The organism is Agrobacterium sp. rho-13.3 (assembly GCF_033957765.2).
In the GTDB taxonomy this organism is placed as follows: Bacteria; Pseudomonadota; Alphaproteobacteria; order Rhizobiales; family Rhizobiaceae; genus Agrobacterium.
The window spans coordinates 1,789,137-1,801,615 of record NZ_CP192774.1; the positions used below are offsets into that span (position 1 = coordinate 1,789,137).

Genomic DNA, 12,479 nt, shown 5'->3' on the forward strand with positions numbered 1-12,479 from the left:
CGGGGCGGCTGATTTTATAAAAATGAGAAGACCGCGATCATCGCGGCGTTTGGGAACATCATATGTCATCAAACACCAATGGCGCGCCAATGCGACCAGCAGCGGGGCGGCCAGCAGCAGGCCGTCGTCTGAAGCTGGAGTGGCTGGGCATTCTGCCGTTCACAATTTTTATTCTTCTTTTCCTGATCATGCCGACGATGAAAATCGTCATTGGCGCTTTTCAGACGGCTGACGGCAGTTTTACCCTTGAAAACATTGGCGGTCTGTTCACGCCATCGATTCTTGCTGCCTACTGGATTTCCATCAAGATCAGCGTTGCCTCGGCATTGCTCGGCTGTCTGATCGGCTTTGGCGTGGCGACAGCGGTGGTGCTGGGTGGTCTGCCGCAGAAAATTCGCGGTCCTCTGCTGACATTTTCCGGCGTTGCATCGCAGTTCGCGGGCGTGCCACTGGCCTTTGCCTTCATCGCAACGCTTGGTCCGGTCGGCCTTGTCACGGTGTTTCTGAAAACCCAGCTTGGCCTTGATCTACGCCTGCTGGGCTTCAACATCCTGTCCTTCTGGGGACTGACCGTTACCTATCTGTTTTTCCAGATCCCGCTGATGATCCTCATCATCACCCCTGCACTGGACGGCCTGAAACGCGAATGGCGCGAAGCTGCCGAAATTCTCGGTGCAACCGGCGGGCAATATTGGCGCATGGTGGCCTTCCCCATTCTGCTGCCGTCCATTCTCGGCACTTTTTCGCTGCTGTTTGCCAATGCCTTCGGCGCTGTTGCTACGGCCATTGCGCTGACCGGCTCATCGCTCAACATCGTGCCTATTCTGCTGTTTGCGCAAATTCGTGGCGACGTGTTGGGCAATCCTAATCTGGGTTACGCACTGGCCTTCGGCATGATCTTCGTCACCTGTATTGCCAACACGCTCTATATCTGGATGCGCACGCGCAGCGAAAGGTGGCTGAAATGAAGCGTATTTTCGCTTGGGGCGCACTCCTGTTCGGCGTGATGTATTTCGCCCTGCCACTGATCGGCATGACGAATTTCTCGCTGAAAATGCGGCGCGGTGAATATTCCTTCGATGCCTATGGCAAGGTTCTGAGCGATCCGCGCTTTCAGGAAACCTTCAGCTTCTCTATCATGATGGCGCTGTGCACCATCGTTTTCGGTGTATTGCTGGTGGTGCCGACGGCCTATTGGGTGCGGCTGAAACTGCCGGCGCTGCGACCGGTCATCGAGTTCATCACGCTGCTGCCGCTGGTCATTCCGGCCATCGTCATCGTGTTCGGTTACATCAGGCTTTACAACACGTCGAGCTGGCTGCCGCTGACCGGCACGACCTGGGGCACCAACCTGCTTTTGATATTCGGCTACACCACACTTGCCCTGCCCTATATGTACCGTGCCGTCGATACCGGGCTTCGCACCATCGATATCACCACGCTGACAGAGGCAGCGCACAGCCTGGGCGCAGGCTGGACGACCATCCTTGCCCGCATCATTCTGCCGAACGTGCTGGTGGCGGTTCTGTCCGGTGCATTCCTGACATTTGCCATCGTCATCGGTGAATTCACCATGGCCGCGCTTCTCAACCGCCCGGCCTTTGGCCCTTACATGCAGTTGCTGGGTGCCAACCGCGCCTATGAACCGGCAGCACTCGCCGTGATTTCCTTCGGCATCACCTGGGGCTGCTTGGGTCTCATTCAACTCGTCTCGCGTTACCAAAAAGGCGCGCCTCCCAAGGCCTGAGGATTATTTATGAGCTTTTTGACACTCCACAACATCAAAAAATCCTTCGGTCAGGTTCAGGTCGTTCATGATTTCAACATGGCGATTGAACAGGGAGAATTCGTTTCTTTTCTCGGGCCATCGGGCTGCGGCAAGACCACCATTCTGCGCATGATTGCGGGCTTTGAAACGCCAAGCGACGGCTCCATCGTCATTAATGGCAAGGACCAGACCACGCTGAAACCCAACCAGCGTAATATCGGCATGGTGTTTCAGGCCTATGCGCTGTTTCCCAACATGAATGTGTATGAAAACGTCGCATTCGGACTGAAAGTGGCTGGCAAACCGAAGGCGGAAATCGATGCCCGCGTGAAGGAAATGCTGGCGCTGATCCATCTGGAACATCTGGCAGATCGCTACCCCTACCAGATGTCGGGTGGCCAGCAGCAGCGCGTTGCGCTGGCGCGCGCACTGGCACCCAAGCCGCAGGTTCTGTTGCTGGACGAGCCTCTGTCTGCGCTGGACGCCAAAATCCGCGTGTCGCTGCGCGAAGAAATCCGCCACATACAGCGCAAGCTCGGCATCACCACCATTTTCGTGACGCATGATCAGGAAGAAGCGCTCTCCATTTCCGACCGCATCGTGGTGATGAACTCCGGCCATGCCGACCAGATCGGCTCGCCGTTCGAAATCTATAACAAGCCCGCCACCCGTTTCGTGGCGTCCTTCGTTGGAACGCTGAACCTGATCGACGCGACGGTGTTGGATGCGTCCACCAACACAATTCAAATCGGAAATCAACAGGCATCGCTGAAACAGCCAATCGGCAAAGGCAATGGTGAAAAAGTCACCGTTGCCCTTCGCCCGGAAGCAGGTTCGCTTGGTGAAGCGGTCATTGGTGACGTCGCCATCTCCGGCACCGTCACCGCCAGCCACTTCTTGGGCTCGGTCATCCGCACCCGTCTGGATGTTGGCGGCGCGACCCTGTCGTTTGATATGTTCAACGACCCCGGCACGGCACCACCGGCCATCGGCGAACGGGTAACACTCAAGTTTGCATCAGAAGATTTGATGATTGTAGCAGAGTAACGGGCTTTTTCCTCCTGAGCGAACACGCTAGTCAAAGCTGATCTCAGGAGAAAATTCATGCGCGCTTTGTTTTACGAACTGTTTGGTGAAGCACCAAAAATCGCGAACTTGCCCGACCCGGAACCAACACCGGATGGCGTGGTGATTACGGTGAAGGCAACCGGTCTTTGCCGCAGCGACTGGCACGGCTGGATGGGCCATGACAGCGACATTCGCCTGCCGCATGTGCCGGGCCATGAATTTGCCGGCGTTATTTCCGGCCTCGGCAAAAATGTGCGCCGGTTCAAAGTCGGTGATCGCGTCACCGTTCCTTTCGTGTCCGGTTGCGGACATTGTCAGGAATGCCGCTCCGGCAACCAGCAGGTTTGCGAAACACAGTTCCAGCCCGGTTTCACCCATTGGGGTTCCTACGCCGAATATGTGGCGATCGACTATGCCGACCAGAACCTCGTGCTGATGCCGGAAGACATGGGCTTCGACACCGCAGCCAGCCTCGGTTGCCGTTTCGCCACCTCCTTCCGCGCCGTTGTCGATCAGGGTCGCCTGAAAGGCGGCGAGTGGCTGGCGGTGCATGGTTGCGGCGGAGTGGGCCTGTCCGCCATCATGATTGGTGCCGGGCTTGGTGCGCAGGTGGTGGCCATCGATATTGCCGAGGACAAATTGGAACTGGCAAGGCAGCTGGGCGCAACAGCCACCATCAACAGCCGTGAGGTTGCGGACGTGGCCGAGGCCGTGCGGGACGTGACCGGCGGCGGCGCGCATGTGTCCGTCGATGCGCTGGGCCATCCGCAAACCTGCTGCAATTCCATCAGCAATCTGCGGCGGCGCGGACGCCATGTTCAGGTGGGTTTGATGCTGGCCGACCATGCCATGCCTCAAATCCCGATGGCGCGTGTCATTGCGCATGAGCTGGAAATCTATGGCAGCCACGGTATGCAGGCGTGGCGTTATGACGACATGCTGGCAATGATCAAAACCGGCAAGCTTTTCCCGGAAAAACTGATCGGCCGCCACATCTCGCTGTCAGAAGCCGTCACCGCCCTGCCCGCCATGGACAGCTTCAAAGACAGCGGCATCAGCATCATCGACAGGTTCGAGTGACGCGTTACGCCACCGCGACCGCTGTAAGGATGGTCATCAGCGCGGAAAGACAGTTGATCTTGCTTCCGGTGTAAGACGCGACTCCATCTTTTCCGCGCAGAAGACGCAGGGCGAAATACAGGATGGTGTGGACCACGAAGAAGACAATAATCGGCCCGATGAACAAAGCTCCAATGGTGCCACCCCAATGTTCGTTATTCGTCGCTGCGGTTGCAAAACGCGCGCTGACAATGGCGAGAATCATAAAAACCGTGATGAGAGAAGAGAGCTGCTGCACGTTAATATCCTTCTGACGCCCCTGTGCATGGTTAGCGGTGCGGTAAATTAACAACCTAAAGATACATTTATAAAACCTAATATTCTGTAAAAGCAGGGTGTTGATGTTGATCGTTTTGGGGGGTGGAATGGTGGCCCGTCGTAAAGGTTAATGGGTGTGGCTTACCCCCCTCTGCCCTGCCGGGCATCTCCCCCTCAAGGGGGGAGATTTGGCAAGACGCAGGCTCTTCACTCTTCCCGCAGCGTTTGAGATGGGCGAAACATCACCACATATCGATCTCCCCACCTGTGGGGGACATGTCCGGCAGGACAGAGGGGGGTGTGCCACACACGCAAACGCATAAAGCAGACTACCGACGCAAACAAAAAAGCGCGGCATAAACCACGCTTTCTTTTATCTTTTCAACACTTAAAGCCACCAACCGGAATCAAGCCCGCAACGACCTGAATCGTATTATCAGGCTGCCGTTTCGACTTCTTTCTCCACATCCGTCGGCACATAGTTCAGCACCGGGCCGAGCCAGCGTTCGATTTCTTCCACCGCCATGCCCTTGCGGCTGGCATAATCGTGGACCTGATCGCGCTCGACCTTAGCGACGCCAAAATAATAGCTGTCCGGGTGGCCGATGTAGATGCCTGACACGGACGAGCCGGGCCACATGGCGTAGCTTTCGGTGAGTTCCACGCCTGCGGCATTGGTGGCGTCCAGCAGGCGGAAAAGCGTTTCCTTTTCCGTGTGGTCCGGCTGGGCAGGATAACCGGGGGCTGGGCGAATGCCGGCATAGGCTTCGCCAACAAGCTGCTCGTTGCTGAGCTGTTCGTCGGTTGCGTAACCCCAATAATCCTTGCGCACCTCTTCGTGCATCCGCTCGGCAAAGGCTTCGGCAAAACGGTCGGCCAGCGCTTTGACGAGGATGGAGGAGTAGTCGTCATTGGCGCGCTCAAAGCGCTCCGCAATCGCCACTTCTTCAATACCCGCCGTGACCACGAAGCCGCCGACATAATCGGCAAGGCCGGTGTCTTTGGGTGCGACGAAATCCGACAGCGCGACATTGGGGCGGCCATCGCGCTTGGAAAGCTGCTGGCGCAGCGTAAAGAATGTCGCCAGCTCTTCGGTGCGGCTTTCATCCGTAAACAAGCGGATATCATCCCCCACCGCATTGGCAGGCCAGAAGCCGATGACGGCGCGGGGGCGGAACCACTTTTCGTCGATGATCTTCTTGAGCATCGCCTGCGCATCGGCAAAGAGTTGACGCGCCGCTTCGCCCTGCTTTTCGTCTTCGAGAATGGCGGGGTAACGGCCCTTCAATTCCCATGTCTGGAAGAACGGCGTCCAGTCGATATATCGCGCCAGCTCTTCCAGTGGATAATCCTCGAATACCTTGGTGCCGAAGAAGGATGGCTTGACCGGCTTATAAGCGGACCAATCCACCTTATGGGCATTTGCGCGGGCACGAGCCAGCGGCAGTCGCAGCTTTTCGCGCTCGTTGCGAGCGTGCGCTTCGGCCACCTTGGCATATTCAGCGCGGATGCCTTCAATGTATGCTGGCTTCTGATCTTCGGACAGCAGAGCCGACACGACACCCACGGCACGCGAGGCGTCTGTCACATAGATCGCCTGGCCCTTTTCATAACGCGGGTGAATCTTGACGGCGGTGTGCACACGGCTGGTCGTTGCGCCGCCGATCAGCAGCGGAATGTCGAAGCCCTGCCGTTCCATCTCTGCGGCCACATGCACCATTTCATCCAGCGATGGCGTGATGAGGCCGGAAAGACCGATGATATCGACCTTTTCGGCAATCGCCGTTTCGAGAATTTTTGTGGCGGGCACCATGACACCAAGATCGATGATTTCGTAATTGTTGCAGGCCAGCACGACGCCGACGATGTTCTTGCCGATATCGTGCACATCGCCCTTTACGGTCGCCATCAAAATCTTGCCGGCAGAACTGCGCTGTTCGCCACCGCTCAGGCGCTTTTCCTCTTCCATGTAGGGCAGAAGAATGGCCACGGCCTGCTTCATGACGCGGGCGGATTTGACCACTTGCGGCAGGAACATCTTGCCCGAGCCGAACAGATCGCCCACCACATTCATACCCGCCATCAACGGGCCTTCGATGACATGGAGCGGACGGGCGGATGCAAGCCGCGCCTCTTCCGTATCAGCCTCGATATATTCGGTGATGCCGTTGACCAGCGCATGTTCGATGCGCTTTTCGACCGAACGCTCGCGCCATGACAGATCCTGAACCTTGGCCTCCTTGGCACCGGAACCGCGAAAACGCTCGGCGATTTCAAGCAGGCGCTCGGTGGAATCCTCGCGGCGGTTGAGGACCACGTCCTCGCAGGCATCGCGCAATTCCGCATCGATATTGTCATAGACCGCCAGCTGACCGGCATTGACGATGCCCATGTCCATGCCAACCTGAATGGCATGGTACAGGAACACGGCGTGCATGGCTTCACGCACCGTTTCATTGCCGCGGAAGGAGAAGGACAGGTTGGAAACGCCGCCGGAAATATGCGTCAGCGGCATGGTTTCGCGGATGGTTCTGGTGGCGTTGATGAAATCCACGCCGTAATTATTATGCTCTTCGATGCCGGTTGCGACCGCAAACACGTTCGGGTCGAAGATGATGTCTTCTGGCAGAAGACCGGCCTTTTCCGTCAGCAGCTTGTAAGCGCGTGTGCAAATCTCGACCTTGCGCTCATAGGTATCGGCCTGCCCCACCTCATCGAACGCCATCACAACCACGGCGGCACCGTAATTGCGCACCAGCTTGGCCTGCGCCAGAAACTTCTCTTCGCCCTCTTTCAGCGAAATGGAATTGACGATGGATTTGCCCTGCACACACTTCAGGCCAGCCTCGATGATCTCCCACTTGGAGCTGTCGATCATGATAGGCACGCGAGCGATATCCGGCTCGGCAGCGATGAGGTTCAGGAACTCGACCATGGCCTTCTGGCTGTCGATCAGGCCTTCATCCATGTTGATGTCGATGATCTGCGCGCCGCTTTCGACCTGATCGCGGGCAACGGCCAGTGCCGCCGTATAATCGCCAGCGGTGATCAGCTTGCGGAATTTGGCAGAGCCGGTGACGTTGGTGCGCTCACCCACGTTGACGAAGGGAATGTCCTTGGTCAGCACGAAAGGTTCAAGGCCGGACAGCGACATGAAGGAGCGGTGTTCCGGCACCTTGCGCGGCTCGTATTTCGCAACGACATCCGCGATGGCGCGAATATGCTCCGGCGTGGAGCCACAGCAGCCGCCCACCACGTTGATGAGACCCTGACGGGCGAATTCCTCGACCTGCGCCGCCATCATGTCCGGCGTTTCGTCATACTGACCAAACTCGTTCGGCAGACCGGCATTGGGGTAAGCGCAGATAAAGGTATCGGCAACGCCGGACAGTTCCTGCAAATGCGGAAGCATGGCATTGGCACCCAAAGCGCAGTTGAGGCCAATCGTGTAGGGATTGGCGTGGCGCACGGAATTCCAGAAGGCAGACGGCGTCTGGCCGGAGAGCGTGCGGCCAGACAGGTCGGTAATCGTGCCTGAGATCATCACCGGCAGATGAATGCCCTTGGCCTCGAACCGTTCTTCACAGGCAAAAATCGCCGCTTTGGCGTTCAGCGTATCGAAAATGGTTTCGATGAGGATGAGATCGGCACCGCCATCGATGAGGCCGTCGATCTGTTCGCCATAGGCGATGCGCAGATCGTCAAAGCTGACGGCGCGGTAACCGGGATTGTTGACATCCGGCGAAATGGAGGCCGTGCGGTTGGTCGGGCCAATGGCACCGGCCACAAAACGGCGGCGGCCATCTTCACGCTCGGCGCGCTGGGCAGCACGGCGCACGATGAAGGCACCTTCGCGGTTCAGATCGTAAACCGCACCTTCCATCTCGTAATCCGCCTGCGCGATGCGGGTGGAGGAAAACGTATTGGTTTCGAGAATATCGGCACCCGCCATGGCGTAGCGATAATGAATCTCTTCAATCGCATCCGGTTGGGTCAGAATCAGCAGGTCGTTATTGCCCTGCTGATGACAGGCGCAGCCAATGAAACGATCACCACGGAAGTGATCTTCATCAAAGCCAAGCCCCTGAATTTGCGTGCCCATGGCACCATCGAGAATAAGAATGCGTTCCTGCGCCGCCTGACGCAGTGCTTTCAGGATTTCCGCGCCGTCACGCTGGGCACCAACAGGGCCAAACAGATTATCCAACATCGGCACACTCCTTATTCTCTTTATTGATTTGTGCGTTCTCAGTCACATAAAGATATCTTTATGTCAATATATCGTCGATTTCCAGCGATGGTATTGCGTTCTACCCCAAGGGTACGAAATTTCCGTTATGGATGACACCTTTACGTCCCAAAGATATAGAGAATCGCGCAAACGTTTTACGAGGAGGAATCGATGACTGAGGCGGAACACACAAAAGCGAACTGGAGCACCCTGCCCTGGCATCGGCAATGGCTGGCAAAACAGGCCGAAGGCCTTTTCGATTTCTTCCAATACCGCGCCATCAATCCCAAGGGTGGCTTTTTTGATCTGAACCGTCAGGGCGAACCACTTGTCCCGGACAATCCGGTGCGTGGCATTCACGCATCCGCGCGCATGGTGCATTGCTTCTCCATCGGCCATTTGCTGGGTCGCCCCGGCTGCGGTGATATCATTGACCACGGCATGACTTATCTGTGGAACAACCACCGCGATGGCGAGCATGGCGGTTATTTCTGGCAGGTGGATGAAAACGGCCCGGTGGATGCCACCAAGCAGGGTTACGGCCACGCCTTCGTGCTGCTGGCCGCGTCTTCCGCCAAGGCGGTTGGTCATCCGCTGGCTGATAAAATGCTGGCCGACATTACCGAAATTCTCGAAACGAAATTCTGGGAAGACCAGCACGGCGCCATCAACGAGGAATTTTACCGCGATTGGTCGCCGATTGAAAATTACCGCGGCCAGAATTCCAACATGCATCTGACCGAAGCCCTGATGGCTGCGTTTGAAGTGACCGGCGACAAGACCTATCTGACCAAGGCCGAACGCATCGCCGACCTCGTCATCCGCCGCTCTGCCGGGGCTTTGGACTTCCGCGTCCCGGAACATTTCGATGAGAACTGGGTGCTGGACAAGGAGTATCGCGGCAACGAAATGTTCCGCCCGTCCGGCTCCACCCCCGGCCACTGGCTGGAATGGTCACGCCTTGTCCTTCAGCTTTGGTTGCTGGGCGAGCGCAAACACGACTGGATGCCGCTGGCGGCGAAAGCACTGTTCGTACAATCCATGTCGCTGGGCTGGGACCGCGAAAAGGGCGGCTTTTTCTACACGCTGGATTGGGACAATGTGCCGACCAAGACGGAAAAGCTCTGGTGGCCTATGTGCGAAGCTGCCGGTGCAGCGCATTTCCTGAACGAACACCTGCCTGCCGACGAATTCTACGAAGACAGCTATCGCCGCATCTGGAGCACGATTGCCAACAGCTTCCTCGACCACCAGCATGGTGGCTGGCATGAGGAACTGACGGAAACGCTCTCTCCGGCCAACACGCTGTTTCCCGGCAAGGGCGATATCTACCACGCGCTACAAGCTTGCCTCATTCCGCTGTTTCCGGCGGATGGCAGCTTGACGAAGGTGATTGCGGAAAAGGGTGGCCGGTTTTGAGGCTGACACGGATGGAACGCTTTCAGTTCTTTCCGTTATGCCGGGCTTGACCCGGCATCCAGCAGCCGTGCGTCTGCGCGGCGGGAAAAGAGTCGTCTTGCGCCGCAGACGCGGCGCAGGCTGGATCCCGGATCAAGTCCGGGATGACGGCGTAAAAAGTCAGCCCTTCTTAAAAACCCAACGTCTCTTCGAAATCATCCCAGGACTGGTACATTTCATAGCGTCCGACACCGCGGATCGGCACGTGGCCGTAATAGGGTGAAAGCTGGAACTCGGCGGCCTGCTCAGTCTTTTTCGCAACAGCACCGACATAGATCGCAGACGCGAGCCCTGTGCGGTTGGCGCCGTGTTCGCAATGGATGAGGAGCGGCTTTGGTGCGTCCCTCATGATCTGCGCCAGTTGCTCGGCGCGCTCCTGGGAAAGAACCTTGCTGGAACTGAGCGGAAAGTCGATGAGCTTTATATTGCTCTCGTCCGTGGCATTTTTCTCATCGTGATACCAACCGCCCTGATCTTCATCACGAAGATTGAGGATGGTCTTGATGCCGAATTGCTCCGCGTATTTCTTCACGTCTTTGCCGCTGGGCTGCGCGGAACGATAAAGTTCGCCGGGCAAAACCTCGTGGAAATTTCCGGTCAACTGGTTGATGCCCATGTGGGCGCCGACCGATGCGGGCAAAGCGATGAGGCAAAGAATGCCGATTTTCAACACACGCGATACAGAAACCAAAACGCAGACCTTTTGAGCAGTTCAACATCGCTCAAATGGCATCGCATACCATCACATACAACATCTGCAAGGTTGCATCCCTGTCTCAATGGGTGGATTTGTCTGATGCGAGGTCGGGAGAAAAGCGCTGTGTTCCAGCCCATATTAGCAGATTTTTCGGTGTAGAAATTTCTCTTCAAAAAACTGTGAGGTCCAGCTTTTGGACCCTATTCGAACTCTGCCGAGTTGACGGTGACGCGCCATTCCAGATTGGCGGGATCGACATTTTCATTGTTGCGCAGCCGGAACGGACGGCAGGCGGCGTAACTCTCGTGCGGCTCCAGCCGTCGTTCGCTGACCTGATAGGGATCGAACGAGACGGAAGCCCGGAACGCGGCTTCGAACCCTTCCAGCGTGTAGGTCAGCCGGTTGACGGCGACGTTGTTGGTGTTTTGAAACGTGACGCGAATGGGAGCATTGGCTTCGGTGCAGGACGGATCAAAGGACGCTGTGGCGATGATGGCTTCCAGCCGCTCTCCAGAGCGCAGCCAGTCAAACACGACCCAAGCCGCCATGGAGGACCAGACCAAGGCAAGGCCGATGACAATCAGCTTCAAGTGTTTTGGATATGTCATGAGAAAAACCAGCAAAATTGCTGTCAGTACGACGCCAACAATCATGCCGTCGCCTCGGTCGTGCAGATACCCGTATTATGCGTCAATCAGTGCCTCCCAGCAGAGCGTCGAACCAAAGTCACAAATGGACGTCAGCGTGTCTTAATCTACCGCTCTATCATACGCAGACTGTAGGTCCGCACACCACCAAGTCAAGGCAGGCGCACCATCACTTACCCGTTAAGCGCGCACGGCGCTTAACGAATTTGTGTGCAGGTCGTTACCGCCAAACCGCAAAACACGTTTGCGCGACATGCATTAGAAATCCCAATCGTCATCCTCGGTCGCAACAGCCTTGCCGATGACATAGGACGAGCCGGAGCCGGAGAAGAAGTCGTGGTTTTCGTCGGCGTTGGGAGACAGCGCCGAGAGGATGGCCGGGTTGACCTTGCAGGCGTCTGCCGGGAAAAGGGCTTCGTAACCGAGGTTCATCAGCGCCTTGTTGGCATTATAGTGCAGGAATTTCTTGACGTCTTCGGTCAGGCCGACGCCGTCATACAGCGCTTCGGTGTACTTGGCTTCGTTGTCGTAAAGTTCCAGCAACAGATCGAAGGCGAAGTCCTTGATTTCCTGCTTTCGGGCATCGCTCACATGCTCCAGCGCGCGCTGGAACTTGTAGCCGATGTAATATCCGTGCACCGCTTCATCGCGAATGATGAGGCGGATGAGGTCTGCGGTGTTGGTCAGCCGGGCGCGGCTGGACCAGAACATTGGCAAATAGAAGCCGGAATAGAACAGGAAGCTTTCCAGAAAGACGCTGGCGACTTTCATTTTCAGCGGATCGCCACTGTCATATTCGCGCATGATGAGCGCGGATTTGCGTTGCAGGAACTCGTTTTCCTCAGACCAGCGATAGGCGTCGTCCACATCTGGCGTCGAGCACAGGGTGGAGAAAATCGAGGAATAAGAGCGGGCGTGAACAGCCTCCATGAAGGAGATGTTGGACAGCACCGCCTCCTCATGCTGGGTTGCCGCATCCGCCATCAACCTGATCGCGCCGACACCGTTCTGAATGGTGTCAAGCAAGGTCAGACCGGTGAAAACGCGGATGGTCAGCTGCTGCTCTTCCGGCTTCAACGTGGCCCATGACTGGATATCGTTGGACAGAGGCACCTTTTCCGGCAGCCAGAAATTGGAGGTCAGACGGTTCCAGACCTCCAGGTCCTTGTCGTCTTCCATGCGGTTCCAGTTGATGGCGCGAACACTGTTGACCGGCTTGATTTGCATATTCAT

Annotated in this window: 10 protein-coding genes; 5 read left to right on the forward strand and 5 right to left on the reverse strand. The window is 56.8% G+C overall.

Translation table 11 applies throughout. From position 1 onward, the window contains the following. Positions 1 to 89 precede the first annotated feature (89 nt). The 4 genes from RMR16_RS08970 to RMR16_RS08985 are packed head-to-tail and all read left to right on the forward strand — an operon-like array spanning position 90 to position 3,916. Complete coding sequence (locus RMR16_RS08970; RefSeq protein WP_320200598.1) at positions 90 to 968, forward strand: ABC transporter permease; 879 nt, start codon at positions 90 to 92, stop codon at positions 966 to 968. Then, positions 965 to 1,747 (forward strand): ABC transporter permease, encoded by a 783-nt coding sequence (locus RMR16_RS08975; protein WP_320200557.1) that lies wholly within the window; start codon positions 965 to 967, stop codon positions 1,745 to 1,747. Before RMR16_RS08970 ends, RMR16_RS08975 begins: the two co-directional genes overlap by 4 nt. A gap of 9 nt (positions 1,748 to 1,756) precedes the next feature. Further along, positions 1,757 to 2,815 carry an ABC transporter ATP-binding protein gene (locus tag RMR16_RS08980; RefSeq protein ID WP_320200558.1) on the forward strand — a complete coding sequence of 353 codons (1,059 nt, stop codon included), beginning with the start codon at positions 1,757 to 1,759 and terminating at the stop codon, positions 2,813 to 2,815. Between the two features lie 57 nt (positions 2,816 to 2,872). Then, a complete protein-coding gene (locus RMR16_RS08985) occupies positions 2,873 to 3,916 on the forward strand; it encodes a zinc-dependent alcohol dehydrogenase family protein (protein ID WP_320200559.1) in 1,044 nt (347 codons plus the stop codon). 4 nt (positions 3,917 to 3,920) lie between these two features. Here RMR16_RS08985 and RMR16_RS08990 read toward each other — a convergent pair whose 3' ends face one another. Together RMR16_RS08990 and metH are read right to left on the reverse strand one after the other, a co-directional pair. After that, positions 3,921 to 4,193, reverse strand: a complete 273-nt coding sequence (locus RMR16_RS08990; RefSeq protein ID WP_320200560.1) for a hypothetical protein — start codon at positions 4,191 to 4,193, stop codon at positions 3,921 to 3,923. A 456-nt stretch (positions 4,194 to 4,649) separates the two neighbouring features. Continuing rightward, positions 4,650 to 8,423, reverse strand: coding sequence for a methionine synthase (gene metH / locus RMR16_RS08995; RefSeq protein ID WP_320200561.1), 3,774 nt, complete (start codon positions 8,421 to 8,423; stop codon positions 4,650 to 4,652). A 192-nt stretch (positions 8,424 to 8,615) separates the two neighbouring features. Here metH and RMR16_RS09000 point away from each other — a divergent pair, with 192 nt between their 5' ends. Then, positions 8,616 to 9,863, forward strand: coding sequence for an AGE family epimerase/isomerase (locus RMR16_RS09000; protein ID WP_320200562.1), 1,248 nt, complete (start codon positions 8,616 to 8,618; stop codon positions 9,861 to 9,863). Positions 9,864 to 10,032: 169 nt separating this feature from the next. Here RMR16_RS09000 and RMR16_RS09005 read toward each other — a convergent pair whose 3' ends face one another. The 3 genes from RMR16_RS09005 to nrdF form a co-directional block, all read right to left on the reverse strand. After that, complete coding sequence (locus RMR16_RS09005; RefSeq protein WP_320200563.1) at positions 10,033 to 10,593, reverse strand: dual specificity protein phosphatase family protein; 561 nt, start codon at positions 10,591 to 10,593, stop codon at positions 10,033 to 10,035. Between the two features lie 206 nt (positions 10,594 to 10,799). Then, on the reverse strand, positions 10,800 to 11,207 hold the full coding sequence (locus RMR16_RS09010; RefSeq protein ID WP_432353441.1) for a hypothetical protein: 408 nt from the start codon (positions 11,205 to 11,207) through the stop codon (positions 10,800 to 10,802). Between the two features lie 297 nt (positions 11,208 to 11,504). Next, the gene (gene nrdF, locus RMR16_RS09015; RefSeq protein ID WP_320200565.1) at positions 11,505 to 12,479 is read right to left on the reverse strand and encodes a class 1b ribonucleoside-diphosphate reductase subunit beta; all 975 of its coding nucleotides are present in this window, start codon (positions 12,477 to 12,479) and stop codon (positions 11,505 to 11,507) included.

Bases quoted from the DNA above. Each gene is read 5' to 3' on its own strand.
- RMR16_RS08970 (WP_320200598.1), top strand. From the start codon at position 90: ATGCGACCAGCAGCGGGGCGGCCAGCAGCAGGCCGTCGTCTGAAGCTG.
- RMR16_RS08975 (WP_320200557.1), top strand. From the start codon at position 965: ATGAAGCGTATTTTCGCTTGGGGCGCACTCCTGTTCGGCGTGATGTAT.
- RMR16_RS08980 (WP_320200558.1), top strand. From the start codon at position 1,757: ATGAGCTTTTTGACACTCCACAACATCAAAAAATCCTTCGGTCAGGTT.
- RMR16_RS08985 (WP_320200559.1), top strand. From the start codon at position 2,873: ATGCGCGCTTTGTTTTACGAACTGTTTGGTGAAGCACCAAAAATCGCG.
- metH (WP_320200561.1), bottom strand. From the start codon at position 8,423: ATGTTGGATAATCTGTTTGGCCCTGTTGGTGCCCAGCGTGACGGCGCG.
- RMR16_RS09000 (WP_320200562.1), top strand. From the start codon at position 8,616: ATGACTGAGGCGGAACACACAAAAGCGAACTGGAGCACCCTGCCCTGG.
- RMR16_RS09010 (WP_432353441.1), bottom strand. From the start codon at position 11,207: ATGACATATCCAAAACACTTGAAGCTGATTGTCATCGGCCTTGCCTTG.
- nrdF (WP_320200565.1), bottom strand. From the start codon at position 12,479: ATGAATATGCAAATCAAGCCGGTCAACAGTGTTCGCGCCATCAACTGG.